Origin of the sequence: Fibrobacter sp. UWB1, from assembly GCF_002210325.1 — a bacterium.
Taxonomy (GTDB): Bacteria; Fibrobacterota; Fibrobacteria; order Fibrobacterales; family Fibrobacteraceae; genus Fibrobacter.
Genome location: NZ_MWQL01000011.1, coordinates 79,752 through 100,582, shown reverse-complemented (window position 1 = coordinate 100,582; position 20,831 = coordinate 79,752). Strand labels below are relative to the sequence as shown.

7 protein-coding genes and 1 tRNA gene are annotated in these 20,831 nt (G+C 50.5%); 4 read left to right on the top strand and 4 right to left on the bottom strand.

Annotated elements, in window-relative coordinates:
- Nucleotides 1-248 precede the first annotated feature (248 nt).
- From B7988_RS09770 to B7988_RS09760, 3 genes are all read left to right on the top strand, one after another.
- Nucleotides 249-5,285 carry an InlB B-repeat-containing protein gene (locus B7988_RS09770; RefSeq protein WP_088657743.1) on the top strand — a complete coding sequence of 1,679 codons (5,037 nt, stop codon included), beginning with the start codon at nt 249-251 and terminating at the stop codon, nt 5,283-5,285.
- A gap of 141 nt (nt 5,286-5,426) precedes the next feature.
- Nucleotides 5,427-11,525: a hypothetical protein gene (locus B7988_RS09765; protein WP_212668309.1), complete on the top strand. Its 6,099-nt coding sequence runs from the start codon at nt 5,427-5,429 to the stop codon at nt 11,523-11,525.
- Between the two features lie 41 nt (nt 11,526-11,566).
- Nucleotides 11,567-13,225 carry an SLC13 family permease gene (locus B7988_RS09760; protein WP_088657741.1) on the top strand — a complete coding sequence of 553 codons (1,659 nt, stop codon included), beginning with the start codon at nt 11,567-11,569 and terminating at the stop codon, nt 13,223-13,225.
- 344 nt (nt 13,226-13,569) lie between these two features.
- Here the strand turns inward: B7988_RS09760 and B7988_RS09755 are convergent.
- Both B7988_RS09755 and B7988_RS09750 read right to left on the bottom strand, forming a co-directional pair.
- Nucleotides 13,570-13,643 (bottom strand) — tRNA-Val (locus B7988_RS09755).
- A gap of 121 nt (nt 13,644-13,764) precedes the next feature.
- Nucleotides 13,765-14,313 (bottom strand): hypothetical protein, encoded by a 549-nt coding sequence (locus B7988_RS09750; protein ID WP_088657740.1) that lies wholly within the window; start codon nt 14,311-14,313, stop codon nt 13,765-13,767.
- 38 nt (nt 14,314-14,351) lie between these two features.
- Here B7988_RS09750 and B7988_RS09745 point away from each other — a divergent pair, with 38 nt between their 5' ends.
- Nucleotides 14,352-14,957: a 4'-phosphopantetheinyl transferase superfamily protein gene (locus B7988_RS09745; RefSeq protein ID WP_073319621.1), complete on the top strand. Its 606-nt coding sequence runs from the start codon at nt 14,352-14,354 to the stop codon at nt 14,955-14,957.
- 29 nt (nt 14,958-14,986) lie between these two features.
- Here the strand turns inward: B7988_RS09745 and B7988_RS09740 are convergent, their stop codons facing one another.
- Together B7988_RS09740 and B7988_RS09735 are read right to left on the bottom strand one after the other, a co-directional pair.
- A complete protein-coding gene (locus tag B7988_RS09740) occupies nt 14,987-15,445 on the bottom strand; it encodes a hypothetical protein (protein WP_073319624.1) in 459 nt (152 codons plus the stop codon).
- Nucleotides 15,445-20,751, bottom strand: a complete 5,307-nt coding sequence (locus tag B7988_RS09735) for a hypothetical protein (RefSeq protein WP_088657739.1) — start codon at nt 20,749-20,751, stop codon at nt 15,445-15,447. Before B7988_RS09735 ends, B7988_RS09740 begins: the two co-directional genes overlap by 1 nt.
- Nucleotides 20,752-20,831 lie beyond the last annotated feature (80 nt).

Sequence of the window (20,831 nt, the reverse complement as noted above, 5' to 3'; positions counted from 1 at the left end):
AAATGTAACATAAACGTGCGCCTGCGTCAATGGCTTTTGCGTAAAGTGTGATAATTTTCACAACAAAGTGTGTAAAATATGTGCTTGTCAGACAATGAGTTACGAAAATCGCTTTTTTTTTAGTGGAGTGTGATATGTGAGCGGTTTTTGTTCCATGTCACAGACACGGGGTTTTTGGAGGCGCCCCCCTATCTTTTTTGAAAATTTTAAGGTATTTTTACATATAGAAGAAGATAGTTGAGGGTTTTATGAAAGCAAAAATCGGTTTGTTTTTGTTTGCCATGCTGGCGTGGACCGGCATGGGTTTTGCCGCTCCTGGGGCGGTGGCAGATACGCCGAAGTCCTATTATAACTTGATTACCCATGTTGTTCAGTCGGGAGGATGGGGTTATGGCATGGGAGGGGGAACAACGACCTTGGTATTGAGCCAGGGTCCTGTGCCGTGTACAAGTACGGACTGGTCTTTGTCTTATAATGGCACTGAATATAAGAGTAATGGTAAGAATATCGGCCATTACTATACCAGTGGCTCTGCGTTCCCGGGGATGCCTGGCGGCGGCGTGACGATGTTTTCAAACGAAGGTGAATGTATAGCCTCTGTCGAAGATACTCCGGCAAATTTGGCCACCATGCTTGAACAAAAATGGATCAATGGTGGCGCATCTATGAGAAAGGTGCCGCTCGAATTGTGGTCCGATATCGATCTTAAGGAATTTGCCGCCAATACGGGTGTAGGCAAATGCGCTGTAAACCACGTCCCGCTTCCGATGATGGATAGCACCTCGTTTAACGGAAATGGTTTTACCATCAGCCACCTCTGCTATGCGGCAAGCGTTACTAGCGAAAATCCGATGGAATCGCCGGTAGGGTTTTTCAAGACGGCAGAGAATGTAATGCTAATGAATGTCAAGTTGAATGGCGTTCGCATTTATATTGATGGCGAAAGTACTGACGGTAGCGATTATTACCCGGTGGGCGCTTTTGCGGGTGTCGTGAATTTGGTGACTATCGATAGCGTGACTCTTGTGAATGATTCAATCCAGGCGCCTTTTGCAGGCGGCCTTGTGGGACTTGTCAGGAACTCTACGATTTCAAACATTACGGGTGACGACGATATCAACATTTCGAACATTGTATCTATTACTACAGGGCATGCCGGTTCCAAGGAAATTTTGCAGTCGGCTGGTCATAACGTGTTCTTGGGCGGTATTGCGGGTGTTGCAATCCGTTCTCAAAGCGAAGAAGATGCCACCTTTGTCAGCGATTCCATTAAGGTCGATGTTCATGACTATGCAACTGGGCACAAGTCTACTTTGGGCGGTATTGTAGGACTTTACCAAACCATTGGTGGTACGGCAGAAAAGCTGAATGTCTATACCAAGCGTAAGGATGGTGGTGAGGTTATTCCCACAAAAATTTCTGGTGGCGCCTCCATGGGTGGCTTGTTTGGTGTTTTGTATGTACCGCGTGATTACAATGTGCCGACTGCGGGCCATTTTGTTGCTACGGACAACAAGTTCAACGGTAAAATCTACGACGCTGCATCTCCGAACATGATTGCGGTGGGTGGCATTCTCGGGCTTGATTCTACGGAATCGGGTACGTCGGTTCATGTGAAGAATAGCGTGTCTAGTATAGATGTTAAAGATTCCTTGAAGGTGCCCGGTTCTTACCAATATTACGCCGGTGGTATTGTGGGTTACGGAGCAACCTGTATCCAAGGTGGTGCAAATAGCGAAGATTTCTTGAGCGTTTCGGATGTAAAGACCACGGGCTCGATTGCTCTTTCGGCATCGGGGGCCGAGGTTGCCGGACTCCATAGTGACGCTTACTTAGGCGGTGTCGTGGGTGCTGCGTGCCTTGCACAGTCTAAGGATTTTGGACTTACCAACGATACGTCGCTTGTCCAGATTACTTCGAAGGTGAAAACTTCTGTTGACGCAGGTAAGCCTTTCAATGGAGCCTATGCTCGTGACAGCGTGTATGTGGGCGGCATAATCGGTTTTGCAAGTATGATGATTGCGAATGAGGCTGCAACCATGTCTCAATTGTATTACGACGGTTCGATTGTGGTTGAGGATAGCCTTAACAACGTGTTTGTGGGTGGCGTTCTCGGTGGCTTTACCAAGACCGAGGGTGGAAAGTCATTGGTATTTGATAATGTGTATGCTCGTAGTGCCAATGTCCTGATCAAGTATACTGCAAAAGAAGCAGGATCCGTATCGACCACGAATATTCAAATTGCAAATATTGGTGGTTTGTGCGGTGTATGTAACGAAATTAGCGACATGAACCGAGTCTCTGTGCAGGGCAATATCAGTGTTGTCGGAAAGCATGCGGGCAACTACCTTTATGTGGGTGGCTTGGTTGGCAATACAGAAGCAAACGAAGTCAAGACCGTTGTTCGGAATACCTTCAGTGTGGGCGATATTTCGGTCACGGCCAATAATGCGTCCGCCGGTTACGAGAAAAAGGTTGGTTATCTGATTGGTAGGGCCCAATTGAACAAGGGCTATGAAATAAAGTCTAGTTACCATTTTGGTGAAGATGACGATGAAACCGTAACATTGCCGATGGGTGTCTTGAATACGGAACTGCTGACAAATGGTTGGCTTAACAGCGACTCCATATCTCATGTGGTGAGAAACGGTTCTGCAACGCAGTATTCGGACCCGCAAAAGAACGGTACCGAAACGACGAAGAACATGAAATCTTCTCAGTTTGCGGGCTTCTTGAATGCCGCTTATGCCGATTCAGACGATTACGAATGGGCTTTTGTAAAGGATAACAACGGCAGCCTCCCGTTCTTGAAGTATGGAGCGTACAAAGCTGTAGAACCTTCTCCAAGCGAAGTCAAACACCTCGTAAGCTTTGTCGATAATAACGACAGCCTTATTGCTCAACAGGTAGTTGCGCATGGTGGAGCCGCAACAGCACCGGCCAATGTGCCTGTAATCGAAGGTTACACCTTTACGAATACATGGGATAAAGATTTTGACATTGTTTTAAGTGATCTGACGGTAAAGGCTATTTATACCACGAATTCGTATACGGTCCGATTCTTTGACTATGACAATACGCAATTCGGAACGGATCAAACGATATTGTATCAGGCATCCGCTTCGGCTCCAGATTCTCCGGAACGTGTGGGCTATATCTTTGCCGGTTGGGATGATTCGACTTATGTCAGCGTGACTAAGAATCTTGATGTACATGCGGTCTATGTACCGAAAAAATACTGGATTGTGTTCAGGGATTATGATGGTTCTGACGTCACTCCTCCCGATTCTATTCAGTATGGTGCTGTTGTGCCGCAGCCGATTGATTTGTCGCGTGCATCGACTGAAGAATACACTTATGAATTTAAGGGCTGGAATCCTGAAGTAGTCAAGGTGAATGGCGATGCGGTGTATACGGCGGTCTACGATTCTACCAAGCGGGTGTATGCGGTGAACTTTGTGGACTATGATGACACCCCGATTGGTGATACAGTTTGGGTGGAATACGGCTCTGCGGCCGTGGCGCCTGCTGACCCGGTGCGTGAAGGCTACACTTTTGTGGGCTGGGACCGTAAATTCGATGTGATTACCAAGAGTGTCGAAGTAAAGGCCACCTACGAAAAACTTCCGGAATCCTCGAGTTCTGTCGAAGTTTCTAGCTCGAGCGAGCCCGAAAGTTCCAGCAGTGCCGAAGAATCTTCGAGTTCTGCAGAAGTCTCGTCTAGCTCTGTCGAAGTTTCTAGCTCCAGTGAACCCGAAAGCTCTAGCAGCGTTCCGGCCTCTAGCTCTAGCTTCACCGATAAAATCGAGATTGTGCAGCCGACCATTAAAAAGTCCGGCAACAATGCAATCCGCTTGACCTTCGGTACCGAAAACGTCAGTGAATCTGCAGTCGCACGTGTCCTTGTGATTGGCGGAAAAGATACCATTTGGATTGATACCCTTAAGAATCCGATTGTTGGCGGTAGCCAGTGGGAACTGGCTCCTGCTCCGATCGGCAAGTACAAAGTGGTCTTGATGGTGGACGACGGCACGAGACATGCCAAAACTGAGGAATACTTCGAAGTCGCCTCTGAAATCAAGGCCACTCCGGGTAGCTGGCAGATGGTTTCGCTGTCCGCCTTCGACAAGAAGAAGGTAAAGACTAGCGATGCCGCGTTCTACTGGTGGGATGAAAAGAACCCGGTGGGTGACTACTGGCAGTACCGCGCCTTTAACGGCGAAAATACCGATGCCACTCGCGGCTTCTGGTATGGTACGACCGAAGGCAATCCGCTGGTGATTCGCGAATCTACCGGCTCCAAGGATTCTGAAATCGTGTGGGAACTCGATAGCCTGTACAGCGGCTGGAACCTGGTGGCTAACCCGTATGGCTGGAATGTGAACATCAAGAAGGGTTCTTCCGATAATGGAACCAAGGTTGCATTCTGGCGCTGGATCCCGTCTAAGGGCGGTTACGAATTGGTGCACGATGTGATTGGGCCCTACGAAGCCGTGTGGGCTAAGGTTTCCAAGTCTACCACCTGGCGCATGCCTGCCGCTCCAGATTTCACGTTTGATGTTGTGCCCTCCGATGCCGAAACGAAGAAAGCGATGCATAAGGATGCCGCTGGTATCAAGGGAGCCTGGAGCCTGATGGTTTCGCTTGCCGACGATTACGGCAAACAGGATTCCTGGAACGTGATTGGTGCCGGCGCCGAAGAAAGCCTCGATGAACCGCCTGCAGGCATGGGTAACCGTGTGTCGCTTGCCATCCGCAATAGCGAAAAGGGCGCTAAGCTTGCAAAGAGCATCAAGGCTGTGGCAAACGAATACCGCTGGGTTCTCGATGTGAGTGCAAACACTGCCCGCGATGGCAAGCTCAAGTTCGAAGGCGTCAAGGAATTGAACTGCCAGGGACTCAAGCTGTTTGTGACCGCAGAGGGCGTGACGACGGAAGTTACGGACGAAAAGGCTATGAATGTGGCGCTCGCCAAGTCCGCCAAGCAGGTGGAAGTCCGCGTGGCTGCAAGCAATGCGGTGATGGCCTCTTCCAAAATCAGCGGTTTTGGCTCTACCCTTGCGGGTGGCACGCTGCAGCTTGGCTTTACGGCTCCTGAAGCTTTGGCCGGGGCACGCGCAAGCTACGCCGTGGTCGGTGTCGACGGCAAGAAGGTGGCCGCGGGCCAGTTCAAGACGACCGCCGGTACGAACCGGTTTAGCCTGAACGCTCCGAAGTCTGGCGTGTACTTTGTGAGAATCAAGGTCGGTAGCCAGCAGCTCTCGGGCAAGGTACTTGTGAGATAACTCACGGAAATATAAGCAGAAATGTGACGCTACTCAAAAGGCGGGCCTGGTGCCCGCCTTTTTTGCACTCGTTCTTACTTTTTTGTTGCATAAAAAATTATTATTAACTTGTGGCGTTTGGGATAAACGTTGTTGGAGGCTATGATGGGAAAAATAGCGAAGCTTTTTTTGATTTGCACCCTGCTTTTGGTAGGGGAGTCTTTTGCAGATTTAACGCGTCCGCTTTATTTTAGTTGCGGAAAGAGGACAGATGATGGTGTCTATGTCTGCAATATTAGACAGCTCGAATCCACAAAATCGACATTGCAGCCTCAGTATAAGAAATGGGGAGAATTTTTACAGGTTTTCCAGAATAGAATCGAAATGGACTTGGGCAATCCGTCTGCAAAAACTGAATATAATGGGTTTGAAATAATTTTTGAGTCCGATATCGACCTCGGTGGGTACCAAAAAACAAATGGTGTTGTCACTTGTAGGGATAATACTTTTGCTCCCATGAATTTTGGACCGCTTGCGTTCCAGCCGACGATTGATGGTAATGGTAAGACGATAAAGAATTTCTGCTATATTGCCGAAGATGTAAATGCTGCGTTCTTTTCAAATCTGAGTAGTACAACTGTTAAGAATATTACATTCTCCGATGCTTATGTCAAGGCGAAAACGGTGTCTGGGGCACATCTTTGTGGTGGGGCTTGTAATGCATCGGTTGTGGCAAACACTGTGCAAAATGTCAACTTTGAAAATGTGGTGGTACGAGGTGCCGTGGTTTATGGTTGGCAAACCTCGACGCTGGCTATAACTGCTGGAACTGGGAACACGGACAAGAATACACCGGCGGTTTCTCTTAAAAAGATTAAAATTGATCATGTGACTTTGGGCATGACACCCGATGTCATTGCAGAACACCCGATGCTAGACCTTATTGAAAGTGCTCCATCGGCTAGTGGAGGCATTATTGCTGATGTCGGCGGACATGTTTCAATGGAAGATAGCATCAAAGTGCTGAATTTGAGTGTTCCGGATTCGATTTCGAAAATTTATAAGGATGTTTCGGGGACTGAATATATTGGGAATCGCTATGTCGGTGGCATTGCGGGGCGTTTTACCCCTTCGGCAGAGGATACTGATTTTACTTTGGATAGTATAGAAGTATCTGCTGATTTGAGCGGCCTTTGGGTAGGCGGTTTGTTTGGAAGGGTTTCTATTGATAATGATAATCTTTTAGGTTCGTCTAATTTTAATGTAACGAACGCGAAGGTGACGTTGAACTCGCCTGTATATTTGGGAAATACTGGCGATAACAGGAATCGTTATTTTGGTGGACTTGTTGGCGAATGGATTTGGCTAAGGGGAAAAGTTGTTTTGTCGAATGATACAGTCGATGTCTCGGCGGATTGGCGTGGGGATAAGGATTTTGCAGGAACGGCCTATATGGGAGGACTTGCAGGATTTATTACAGGTAAAGAAGACGGCGTTTCCCTTGTTGATGTTTTGGCAGAAAACAATACGGTAACGGCTGAAATGTTGACATCTTCGAGAAATGTCTATGCAGGCGGAATTTTGGGAAGAGTGAATCTTGAAAAAGATGATATCATCGGTAGCGGCTCTCTTCGTATTTTAAAATCAAACGTTAAAGCTAAAAAATCGAATTTAATTACGACTACTGCAAAAGAATGCATATTGGTCAATGCCAGCTATTTGGTGGGTAATGCAGTGAGTCTGGGTGGAAATGTTGAAATTGAACAAAATCATGCCGAAGGAATTGTCTACATCGCTAACGATCTTTTGACTGCTCCGGGGGGTGTTGGTGCCGAAGTAGGTTTAACGTGGTCTTACGGAGCGAAGATATACAACAATACCTCTGTGGGTGATTTGCTTGTTAAAAAAGCTGTAGGAGCTGCGGGTTCAAAGATTTGTCGAGGGTATGTTGCTGGAAAGCTTCAGGGTAACAATTCTGAATCAAAAATCAATGTAAGAAATAATTTTCATTATGGTTCGATTGATATGGGAACTTACCTTGCAGTTGGCGTCGTGGAGGTCGATAATAAGGAAATTCCTGTTTCGACTTGGAATAAAACGTATTCGTCGTCGGTAGATGTGCGTTACAATTACCGAAATGCATTGAAAGGCGATTCGGCGTTGGCCGCCGATGGCTCGCTGAAAAAGGATGGCTCCGGTGATATTATTGTGGATGCGGAAACTGGTGCATTTTGGTATAACGGCGTTATTGATGCCGATGTCATGAAGTCTCGCTTGTTTACTTACGTGATGAATGCAACGCAACCTAGTGGATCCACTGTTACTTGGGAAAGTGAACCGTCAAGTTTGCCTGTGATTTCGTCGAAAGAAAGAACTGCATATAAACTAGCGATTAGCTTGACAGATGCGGATTATAAAGAATTGAAGGATGAAGATAAGGTTGCTTTAAAAGATTATTTGCCGGCAAAATGTGAAGCCGGAAAATGTTCCTTGTATGTCTATACAGAAAAAGATAAAATGTTAAAATCGGGCTTGAATTCTGAATTTTTGAACGCCGGTTTAATGATTGTTGATGATGACGGCAGCGCTTATGCTTTTAGTCAAAAATTTTCCAAAGATGATAAAGCGAAAGGCTTAACGGACCGCGAAATAAAGGTGACTTACTATCTAGAAAATCCGGCTCAGTTAAGCGGGGGAACTCCTATGCCTGTGTCAATGGACGATTATGTGGATGATGTGACTTTTGCATGGCCGAAGGTGGAAAAAGTTCGCCTGTTGTCTAGTAAGGATATCGTTCCGACGGCTCTTTTAGATTATAACAATGCCAAATATGAATTGGTTTTATATCAAGCGTATACGTGCCCGGCGGGCGCCGCGTTCTTTGCCGGTTGCAAAAATGTTTTTGCAAGTGGAATTTCGTTGGCGCAAAAGCAAATGAATAATATTGAGGCTGTTCTTAAGGAAGTGAGAGCGCATATAAACAATAACAATGGAGATGAAATACAGTTATACTATAAGCTGGTTGATTTAAGCGAGGGCATTAGCTACATGCCGCAGCTGGATATAGGATTGTTCAATAGCAAAGCTAAAATCAATGTTACCACATACGGCTATAATAAAAATGATGCACTTGATGAGATTGATTCGTATGAGCTAGGAATCACCCAGCCTTTGCGATCCGATGTAGACATGGCTTCGAAGTATGGGTTCAACCTGGCAGAACGTGGCTTTAAGCTGGATTCTTTAATAGTTGATTTTTGGCTCGGATTGAACGAAACATCTACAGACGTGATTAAAGAATGTTATAATGAAGGAAGCAAAACGGCGAAGTGCGCAGAAACTAATATGTATGGAGATCTTTCCAAGAACTATTTCAATAGTGAATCAGACATAGAAAATCAGTTGAATGCAATGGTAACCAGCGGCAAGTCTCGGTTGATGAAGTGGTCGACGAAGCTTGACGCCGATGAAATGTTGAACTTGGATTCGATGGCCCAGGCCATGTCTATAGTTGTTCCCCAAATGGCTGCGAAGGCGCCAATGTTCATGGCCGTGGAACCGCATCTGACGGGAATCCCGTATAAGGTTGCGTTCGATATAAACGCGGATGGCAAGAACGTATTCCTGACGGATGAATTTGAGATTAAGGATTCTTATTCCCGCAAAAATGACGAAACGGCAAAACTCCCCGAAGGTCTGCTTGCAACGGATGCTTGCTTTGTCGGCTGGATTGAAAATGCTGAAAATCCAGTGTTGACGCCGTCGCTAAAAATGGATGGCACGCTACTTGAAGTCGCAAACCCGAAAGATGTAGGAGCGTTCGACCTGTATGGAGCCTGGGATGCTGGCTGTATGGTTGAAAAAGCCGAAGTGCTTTTGAAGGTGGTTGACAAAACAGGTGCCGAAGGTAATTTTGGTACGGTTATGTTGAGCCAGTCTTACCGTAACCCAGGAAAAGAAAAGGTGATTTTAAAACACGACTTTGTCGATGGAAGACTTGAAGTTCCGACCTCTGCCGAACCGATGACTCTGCATGTGACATCTACCCAGACCAATAAGGATTACGATCTTGCAAAACTCACGTTGAAAAAGGCTGATGGAACTGAATTGTCGATTCCGCTTGGTTCTCAAGATACTTCGTTCAAGATTGCGCCTGCGGCGGGTGTGACGGATACGCTGTATGCCATGTTTGGTGGTTACATTGATGTTGATGTTAAAGTCGGTCGAAACAATGTCTTTTATGGCTATGATTCTTACAAGGAGACGCTTCACTTGGTGGATGGTGGAACCACTGATTTGCCTATGTGGGTCTATACCCCGACGGAATGCGTGCTTGGATGGTCTGTAACGCCTGATGGTGCAGATTATGATCATGGCTCGGTCTCGAGTGATGTTTTGAGTGCCAAGGTGACGAGCGAAAAAACTTTGTATGGGGTATGGGGCAATGCGGATGCTTGCGTGGCAAATGCAGATTACCGTCGCCTGAAACTGGAATCGGACCATGGGACTGTGGAAATTGGCGAAGTGGATGATGGCTCCGTAAAGATGCATTCTTTTGCGGCCGATTCCACGATGCTTTTGCCGCTAGAATTTGCTCACTCCAAGTGGGTGATTCATGGCGTTCCTCAGGAAGGCTATAAGCTCGATTCCGTTGTAATCGACGGCCGTATTAAGCTTGCCGATGGCGATGTCTTGGCGGATTCCATTACGGGCTATTTGCCGATGAAGGCCTACTTCTCGGAATACAGGGAGCCGGTGGTCAGTCCTAATGGTGTTGTTTCGTTAACTCCTCGTCAGGTGGTGTTGTCTGGGACTAGAAATGGAAATGCAATGCGTCTGCCTATTGAATGGCATGTGGAACAAGGTGCCGTTGCAGAATTGCGTGCGACGCTTCTAGATGCTTTGGGTGTAGAGGTTAAACCGTTGGTGGATAGTGTTGCTGGCAATGGCTCTCTCAACTGGGATGTGTACCCGCTGTTGCCGGGTGTCTATCGTGTCAACGTGAAAATGAAGAGCGGCGGTGTTGATTCAGTATCGTATGTAACGGAGGTGTTTACGGTTTTGCCCGAAATTGCCGTTGCTCCGAATACCTGGCGCATGGTTTCGCTTTCGGATGTAGACGAAAGTGCGATTGTGTGGGACGGCGACCCGGTATTCTATTACTGGGACGAGTCTGCCGAATATGGCGTTGTCTGGAAGTACCAGAGGTATAATGGCGGCGCTGTGAAGGCGCAGCAGGGCATTTGGTACAATTCACAGGAAGGTAGGGCGCTCCCGTTGCGTCGTGATGTGGCAACAGGCAGCAATGTGCAGGGCGCTCCTCAAATCGTTTGGGAAGTGAATGCTGGCTGGAACATGGTGGCAAACCCCTACGGCTGGAGAGTGAAACTGCCCGAGAATATTTTGAATACTTTTGAAATTTGTAAGTGGTCTGCCGGGTCTGGATTTGCTCCGGTGACTGAACTGGAACCTTACGAGGCCGTGTGGCTGCATTCCGATACCAAGACCCCGATTGACTTTGCGGCGGAACCTTTGTTCGATAATCCTGTGAATACTGGCGCTTTGCAGAAGGCCACCTTGGCGAAGGCTACTCGCGAAAAATGGACTTTGCAGGCCGAGCTTCGCGATACACGCGGCCACGGCGATTCCTGGAACGTGCTTGGCGTGGGCGCGGCCGAGGAACGCCTGGAACCGCCTGCAGGCATGGGCGACTTTGTGAATCTGTCGGTGGTCGAAGGCAAGAAGGCTTTGCTCAAGTCTATCAAGAGTGCCGAAGACGACCGACATGAATGGAATTTGGCCTTGAGCGCGACGACCGACCGCGTGGGCTACCTCAAGTTCGAGGGCGTAAAGGCTCTGAACGAGATTGGTCTGAAGGTCTATGTGACGATTGACGGCAAGACGACCGAAATGGGTGCCGGGGACTCCTTGAAGGTGTTGCTTAAGGCCGCTGGCTCTACGGCGACCGTCCAGGTAACCTCGTCTGCAGTCACGACCGTCGCCTCGAAGATCGAAAATCTGCGCTTTGAGCGCGTCCCGGGCGCCCTCCAGGTCGGATTCGACGTGCCCAGCGACTTGGCCGGTGCCGGCTACCGTGTGCAGCTGGTGGACTTTAAGGGCCGGGTTGCCGCCACCTATAGCGGCAAATCGACCGCAGGCCACAACACGCTCGCACTTACAGCCCCGAAACCGGGCCTGTACCTGCTCCGCGTGACCCTCGGCCGCCACCATGCTGTCCGCAAGGTGGCAATTTCCCGCTAATCTTGCCATAAGTGCGGCATTTTTCTAAATTTGGCCGCACTATGACAAAGGCTAAATTCATCAAGTTCATCATCGCGTCGGTGCTCGCCATCGTCGCCCTCTTCTTGCCCTACGAATCCCTCGGATTCGATGCCGCAAGCCCCATGGGAATCCTGAATCCGCTCGAAATTCGCGTCATTGGCGTTTTCGTGATGGCGGCTTTGTTCTGGATTCTGCAACCGTTCCCGATCTGGTCGACCTCGATGCTCGTCATTGTGCTCATGATCGTGACGATGTCCGATTCGTCCCTGACGCCTTTCCGCGTGGACGGCGTGACCATGATCAGCCATAAGTCCATTATGGCAACGTTTGCAAACCCGATTATCATGCTCTTCTTGGGCGGCTTCTTCCTCGCTGCAGCCGCTACCAAGTACAAGATGGACTTGAACCTCGCCCGTGTGCTCCTGAAGCCCTTCGGAAAGAACCCGAAGTTCGTGCTCCTCGGACTCATGCTCATTACGGCCGTGTTCTCCATGTTCATGAGCAACACCGCAACCGCCGCCATGATGCTTGCCATTCTCGCCCCGGTGCTCAAACTCTTCGACGAAGATGACCGCGGTAAAGCAGCCTTTGCCCTCGCTATTCCGCTGGGTGCCAACATCGGTGGTATGGGCACCCCGATCGGTACTCCCCCGAACGCTATCGCCCTTGGTGCCTTGAACGACGCTATTGCCCGTGGCGACCTCGTTGCTAACCCGGTGAGCTTCGGTCAGTGGATGGCCTTCGGTATTCCGTACGTGATTGTTTTGATGGTGATTGCTTGGCTCTTGCTCCTCAAGATTTACCCGATCAAGATGAAGGAAATGGTCCTGAACATTGAAGGTGCCGGCAAGTTCGACACGAGTCCCAAGGCCATTATCGTTTACATTACCTTTGTCGTGTGCGTGCTCCTGTGGGTGACCGGTAAGGGTGTCCACGGTATTAACGACAACGCGATTGCCATGATTCCGATGGCCGTGTTTGCACTCACTGGCGTGATTACCAAGAAAGACCTGAACGCAATGAGCTGGGACGTGCTCTGGCTCGTAGCAGGCGGTTTCGCTCTCGGTGTTGGCCTCAACGCTACTGGCCTTGCCGCTCACTTGATCAAGACGATCCCGTTTGCAAGCTGGTCTCCGCTCGCCCTCATGATCGGTTGCGGTGTCATCTGCTTGTTCATGGCTAACTTCATGAGCCATACTTCTACGGCTACGCTCTTGGTTCCGATTCTTTGCGCCGTGGGCATTGCTTGCCAGGACAACCTCGTTGGCCTCGGTGGCGTGACCGCCCTGCTCGTTTCTGTCGCCTTTGCAAGCTCTCTCGGTATGAGCCTCCCGATTTCTACTCCGCCTAACGCGCTTGCCCATGCTACGGGTTACACTGACACTAACGGTATGGCTAAGACCGGTATCGTGATGGGTATTTCCGGCCTTGCCCTCTCCTGGGTGATGATGATTTTCCTTGCCAAGGTGAACTTCTTCGGAACGCCCGTTCCGAAGGCCGCCGACGCTGCTCCTGCTGCTCCCGCTGCAGTTGAAAAGGTTGAGGCCCCGGCCGCTCCGGTTGCTGAAGCCGTCGCCGACAGCGCTGCCGCCGTCGCTGCTGACAGCACCGCCGCTGTTGCCGTGGATAGCGCAGCTGCTGCTAAGGTGGAAGTTGTCGACTCCACTGCAGCAAAGTAACAGACCGCTCGGCTTTATCGCATAAATGAAAATGTGATATCGCCTCGCTCTCGCAAACGCCCTCGGTTAACACCCGAGGGCTTTTTTGCTCACGGAACAAGATTTGTTTTCTGAAATTCGGGTTCTTAAGGGCAGAGCCCTTAGGCGAAAGGGTAATGGAAGACCCGGTGAGAGACTGGCCGCTAAGCGAACATTAGAGGCCGAAGGCCGAATCCATGTTCGTGTGCGGAGCAGGCTCGAGCAGGGGCTGTAATTAGGGAGAGCCTTCTCCCTTTTAAATTTAAAGAGATGAATAAAAAAGTCTAGAAAACAAAGAAACCTCGCTAGAAGCGAGGTTCTTTCAGTGGTCGATACAGAACTCGAATCTGTGACCTCTACCATGTCAAGGTAGCGCTCTAACCAACTGAGCTAATCGACCGAGGTGAGACCAATTATAGAAAATATAAATTAGGTTGTCAAGGGGCTATTAGAACTTAGATCTTAGTGATTAGATGTTTTTTTCTAAGTTCTAAGAGCGCAGCGGTCTAAGTTCTGCCAACTTATCTCTCTGAATCGGGTACCCAGTAGCGGAATCGGCCGGTCAAATGGAGCGGTGGAAGGCTGTCGCTGCAACTTCCGGAACGGCAATCCATGAAATACAGGTCCAAATCGGCTGTCCACAGGGAATCCTTGATGATTTCGTCGAACTTGATGGTGCTGCTGTCGACGATAAGGGGGGCCTCTGTCGCGAAATTGGCGCGGAACCATGAAACGGTCTGCATTCTGCCGTTCAAGCTTGCTCGGCCCACCGGAGTGAGATCTTTGCCGGTCTGGGGGCTGTTGACCATGAGCGAAAGCTGGTCGCCTTCCTTGCTTTCTTCGATTCGTGTGCAAAAGTAAAAGTAGTGATGGCTGTTGTTTACGTAAAACGGGGGCTCTACGTCGTTTTTGTCGAGCTCGATGGTGTAAGGGCCGTCGCCGTTGAGCGTGTACTTGAGGTAGCCGCCGCCTTTGACTTCCCAGCTGTTGTTGATGTCGCCGCATGCAGCGAGCGCAAGCGCGATTGTACCTAGGGCCAAACCTGCTTTTTTGTGGAAAGTCAAATTCATGCCCCTAAAGTAGAAATTATCTTTGGTTTGAACGTATTATGAGTGAAAATAAAATCCATAGGCTCGATGCCGAAACTCCTTTGGGGGTAATCCACCTGGCTGGGTTTGCCCAAAAGCCGGATCACCGTTCGGTGATTTTTGGCCTTCTGTCGGAGTATTCGGGCTGCCCCGTGAGTGCGGCCGACCTGTGTGAGTCCAAGGTGAATCCTCGCCCCGAGTTCCCGAAGCTAGACTTTGATGTGAACTGGACGCATTCCCAGGGCTACTGCGTGTGTGCCTATGGTGAGCGCGGCTCCCGTGGTCGCTTGAAGATTGGGGTGGATTTGGAGAAATTTTCGCCGAAACGCCTGCACCTGGCCGAACGGTTCTTTAGCAAAGAGGAATCTACGTGGCTTGCGGGCCTCGATGAAGCGTGCGCCATGCAGGAATTCTTTAAGCTCTGGTGCCGCAAGGAGGCGTTTTACAAGTGTGTGGGCGGTGAATTCTTTGAAGGCACCCTTAGGCGTGATATGCAAAAAAATCCGGTGCTTGTGGAGCGGCCGGATTCTGTTGAACCTGTAGCGGTTCATTTTGTGGACTTGGAAGCGGCTGCAGTCGGGGCCCCGATGCGCGCCGCATTCTGCGTCGCAGTCTCTCGTCTGTAGCCGCTTAGCGGCGTCCTTTCGTCTCTCGTCTAATTCGGCAAGTCCTGCTCGCCCTGGGCAATCGGGGCGTCGGGAGCCTGACCGCCCTGCTGCGGTGCTTCGAGTGCATACAGCGGCAAGCTGACCAATTCTTCGCCGTCGACCAGCAAGCGGATGATGTACTTGTCTGGGCGCTTGATCTGGAAACGCTGCAAGTTCAGGACCATGTTCACCGCGGCGGTGTCAAAGCCCTGGGCCACAGGTTCCAGCGGAATCTTGGACTGCATGGGCGGCACGATTGGCTTGCCGCAAACGTCTTCGAATACAAGAGTCAAGTCGTGCAGGCCCGCTTCGCTGCGCATGTAACGGATTCTAAAAGCCGTAGAGCACTGCGGAATCACCAGCGGAAAGTTTGCATATATACGGTCGAAAGCTCCAAGGATATTCAAGCGTCCGCCAGCGCCGTTGGCGGTTGCAGCATCACAAATAGAGGCAATTTCAATATTCATTATTTAATCTCCCAGTTGTCGGCCACGTACTTCATGACGAGCGGGCCGTTGTTGCGGCTTGCCCCGCCCACGTTTTCGCGGGCGAGCATGGATAAGTAAACTTTGCCGGAACCATCGATGTCGAGCATCGGACCCCAGCCGCGCAGGAAGTATCCCTTGCTTTTGTAGAAGACCGTGTTGAAGTAGGGCAGTTGGTTTTCGCCGTGCAGGTGCCACTTGTTGTTTTCGTACCTGTAGACATGCACCTGCGAGTAGGCTGCCTTGCCGTTGTCGTCGACGGCGGCGTAGATGATTCCGTTATGGATGACTAAACTCATGTGGTAGGCGATGATGCCTTCGGAAATCGGGGAACTTGCGAACTTGGAGTTCTGCTTGATCCAGGAGATTTCGCCCTCCTTAATCGTTCCCTTACCCATGCGCGGACCGTAGGTGTTTACGTCGCGACTCAGGAAGCCCATGTAGATGGTGGATCCGTCGCAAACGAGCTTGGGCTGGCTTGCATCCGCTGCGCTGAAACCGTTCCATTTGATCAGCGAGTAGTCGGTCTTGTATAGTCCGTAGTAGGCGGTGTAACCGGTCGTAATGCCCATCACGATCAGCTTGCCGTTGCCATCGTAGGTGGCTTCGACTTCGCGGTAGTTCTGGTTGCCGTCGAATGTGCCGAACTTTGTGTTCTTGCTCCAGGTGCTGCCATTGAAGTCGTACAGGTAGATCTTCTGGTCATCGCTGTTCAGCAGCACGACATGCGGGGACGATTCGGACTCCTTGCTCACGATTTTTGCGGCGAGCGCCTTGGTGAATGCTGAGCCGACGGTCGAAAGAGCCGACGTTCCGCCTGTCGACTTGTAGACGGAGAGTTTCTTGCTGCTTTCCAGAGCGCCGACGTAGAAGTTTCCTCCATGGGCGTTTACGTAGATCTGTGAAATGGAATCGGTTAGCGAAACCGTTCCGAGCGATTTCCATACGCTTCCGTCAAAGCGTGCCGCCGCAAGGACGTTCTTGCTTTCAAGATAAGCAACGACAGGCTTGTTGTTTACAAGGGCCATTGCCGGTGCCGTATTGACGCTCGTCTGAGCGAAGACGGTGTCCTTGCCCTGGTTCTGCCATGCCTTGCGGAAGTACACCTTGCGGCTGACTTCTTCGGCGCGGTGCCTGTTGTAGAAGGAATGCGTCGGGGCTGTAGACGTGCTGTCGCGATAGTCCAGAGTAATGGTCATGGAGCCTTCGGTCGTTTTACGGATGAAGGCCGTGTTGAATTCGGCGATGCTTGTATCAAGGGTACCGTCTTTCTTGCCCTGATAGAAGTTGCCGTCGACATTGCTGAATTTCCACCAGTAATCCTGCATGCTTTCGTTACCGAGGTCTCCCATGATGGATTTCTTCGCGTTCCATTCCGGCGTGTAGAAGTAGATGGCTTCATCATCGACCGCTTCGTCGCCACTCCATAGGTAAACGGTGTCCGCTGCCGAAATCACGCCTACCGGATGGTGTTTCATCAAGAGGACTGCGGTCGTATCGCTGAAGGTTGCCTTGGTGCTGGTTTCCTGAGCGGACACAATACAATTCATGTCTTTACCCTTTTCGGAGTAAGTCGAATCCTTGCTGATCCGGAACGATTTGCCGTTGGCGGCGTAGTCGTATTTGCTGACCTTGGATTCCAAAGTCTTGCCGGTGGCCTTGTCCTTACATTCCCAGGTGAACCAGTCAATGCCTTGCCATACGTCGTTTACGGTGGCGTCGAGAGTGAATCCGTCGCCTTCGTTAATATAGATGAGTTCTTCCTTGACGCGAATCAGCGGAATGTCCGTGGAGAAGGTAATCTTCATGGTGTCGGAAACCATGTTGCCGTCGTTGTCGGTGGCGCGGGCAACGCAGTAGAACTGCGTTTCGGCGGCAGGCGCTTTCCAGACGGTGTCAAAGTCGCTGACGGTTCTCCACTTGCCTGCAATCTGTTCGGGCGTGCCGCAGCTCCATTCGCGCTTGGCAATGCTGCCCGGGTCCGAAGGCAGGTTGTTGTTGTCGTAGGCGTCGGCGTTCAAGGTGATATTGTAGCCTTCGCGAACGGTCAAGTTCTTCTTGGTCACTTCGATGCTCGGCGGTGCAAGGACGATATCGATTTCGACAGTGTCCTTGGCAATGTTGCCGTCGTCATCGGTGACGCGGGCAATGCACTTGTAGCCGTTCTGGGCGGTAGAAGGCATGGTCATGGTCGTGCGCGGCGTCGTGGACGACGAATAGGTAAAGCCGATGTTTTCGGCCGAGGCGGAACCGCAGCCCCATTCGTACTTGGCGATGCTGCCCAAGGAATCTTGGGCGTGCGCGTTCAGTTCGACGACGTCCTTGATGGTGACCTTGTTGTGGTTGACGTAGGCTGTGACAGACGGCATGCCGACAATGACCTTGTAAATTGCCGTGTCGCGGGCGGTGTTGCCGTCATCATCGGTGACCTGAACCACGCAGTAGTAGGCATCCGTTGCAGTCTGCGGCATGCGCACGGTGAACTGGGACGAGGTCGATTCTTCCCACGTCGGGTTCTTGAGTTCGTTCAAGTTTTCGCTACAGGCGTTTTCGTACTTGGCAATGTAACCGAGCTTGTCGGTAGCGTTTGCCTTAATAGTCTGGTTGCTGTTGATCTTGACCGTGTCTCTCTTGGTGTTCAGGCGCACGGTGGGCGGGTCGAGCAAAGTCTTGAAGGTGAGTGTGTCGAAGCCTTGTTCGCCGTCGTCGTCGGTTGCCCTAAAGATGCAGCGGTGGTTATTGACTTCGGCGCCCGGAAGTGTCAACTGGAGGGCGATATCGCTGACCGATGCTGCGGGCGGGTCAATGTCTTTCTTGTAGTCGTAGCTGACCATTCCGTTGCTGCAGCCCCATTCAATCTTGTTGATGGTGCCGAACTTGTCGCTTGCAGACGCCTTTACGGTGACAACGCTGTTGATCTTGTATTCGTTCGTCTTGCTGTCGGTAGTGACATCAATCGTTGGCGGGTCGCTTATCACGATTACCTTGGTAGAGGCTGTACCGGATTTGTTGTCCTGGTCTGTAACGGTTACGGTAACCGTGTATGTGCCTACAGCCTTGTAAGCCAGGTTTGCCTCCTTGGTATCGTCTGCAGGGCAGCTGTAACCGGTAGCTAGCTTATCGCTGTTGGAACAGTTCCACTTGATAACCATGCTTGTGCTGGCCTTGCCCGGATAGGTTTTAATCTTGAATGCGATTGGGTCGTTAAGGCTTACGGTATCGTCGAAAGCGGGCTCCGCAAAGATGATTGTGGGGTCGTCTCCGCGGATACCGAACTTGACCTGGGCCTTTACGTTTGCTCCGTTTTCGGTGTAAGATACCGTCATCAGGTATTCGCTGCCTGCGACAGCTAAATCCTTGAGCTGGTCGTAAGTGTATGTGATTGTGGCCTTCCCGTCTTCGTCGACATCGCCTGTTTTCTTGGTGTCGTTCAAGTCCCAGGACCATTCAACTTTCTTGGGAACAGGAACCGCTTCGCTGATGGTCGCCGTAAATACGAGCGATTCGCCTTCGCCAATACGAGCGTTCTTGTCTCCGTTGACATTGAGAGCAATCTTAGTCGCCATGATAGTAATAGTCTGTTCCAACTTTTCGACATTGCCGGCTTTATCCTTGGCGTTGTAAACGAGTTTGTGGTCGCCGTCGAGCAGGTTTTTCAGGTCCAGGGCGCAGTTGAAAACGGCGCTGTCTTCGCTGACACTGCATGTCAAGGACTTTGCCTCGCCGTCAATGCTTGCACTGACCGATTCGATGCCTGCACCCAAGTCGCGGACGTAGATGGTCTGATTGTAGTTGCGGGTCCTGAGCGTGTCGATGTTCTTTACGAGCAGGACAGGCTTGACGGAATCTTTCAATTCGATTTCGTCCATGCGTAGCAGGCTGCCCGATTCGATAAAGAGATCCTTGACCGTTGCGCTCTGGTATTCCTTGAGCGAATCGGAAGTAATGGTTGCGGTGTAGTTGCCGGCATCGGCCTTGACGGTGTAGTTACCCTTGCTGTCGGTGTAAGCGTCGAAGGTCTTGTTGCCGTTGTTGAATTCCACGTGAATGCCGGAATGAACCGTACGGCCCTGGTATTTGACGACACCGGTGAACGAACCTTGTGTCGAGCTCAAGTCGCCGATATAGAAGTTCCACGGACGGCTTGTCTCTTCGCCAGTAGAAATACGGGTGAGTCTTACGATGTCGTAACCGTCGGTGGCGTACATGTCCCAGTAAATGCGGCCCGTCATGGTCTTGCCGGGGTCGCTAATCAGGGTGATGTTGTTCTTGCCGTTGGCGTCGATCGGTTCAAAGATGTTCGAGGTGAATGCCTTTGCGATCAAGTCCTCGTCGGTAAATGCCTTTTGCGGAGGCTGTCCGTTCTTGGAAACCTGGGCGTAAATAAAGTACTGCAGGTCTTGCGGGTTGTCGTCGTCTTCGCCTTCGTAGTAGAAGTAGAATCGATCGTTAATGTTGTGGCGTGCGCCGTCTTGCGGATAAATGACCTTGAGCCTTGGGATGCGGTTGAAGTGCAAGTTCACGCTGTCCTTGGTTTCGTTGCCATCGTCGTCTTTTACGATTACATAAATTTTCTGGTTGCCGAGCGAATCCATCTTGGCGTCTTTGTTCTTGATGGTCAGGTAGAGCGAGTCGTTGTCTTCGTATCTCTTGTACTTGACGGTCTTGGCGGATTCCTTTTTGCCGCTTGCGTCCAGGTCGATCATGACGTCGACAATCGTTCCGAAGGAATCGGTTGCGAGAATCGGGAAGGTGATGTCGCCGTCGTGCTTGGTCCAGAGGGTGTCCTTGGGGAGGACCAGGATCGGCTTGGTGTCGATGACGCGAATCCAAGACTTGCGGGTGGCGGTACCGGCGGTATCGGTTGCGTTGTTGCCGTCAAAGGCGACGAACTTGGGTTCGTAGAGACCCGGTTTTGCGTAAGCCCATGCTTGCGGTTTGGCGTTGTCACCAATAATAATGGTGTCCTTGCCGTTCTTTTTGGTAAGCGTCCACTGGAACCTGTATATCTTGTCCACGTTGTAGGGCAAGAGACCGATCAGGTACACGGAGTCGTTCACGGTCACGGTCAGGGTGTCCGGAATGGTGTCCGCTTCGCTTGCGGCGACGTTTGCCATGGAGTCGGCGAATGCCTGCGCATCTTCGATCGGCTTGTCGAAGGCGAATACGCGAGAGTGGTTATTCTTCAGATTTACGTTTTCCTTGACGGACGACTCCCTAGAACATCCGAAAAGGGCTAGCGTAGCGCTAAGGCCGAGGGTGAACAATAAAAAATGGGGTACACGCATAGCACATCCTCAATTAAATACTAAACAATTTTTACACTTTAAATCTATCTTTTTTATTTGAAAAGCGTGAGTGAAAATTT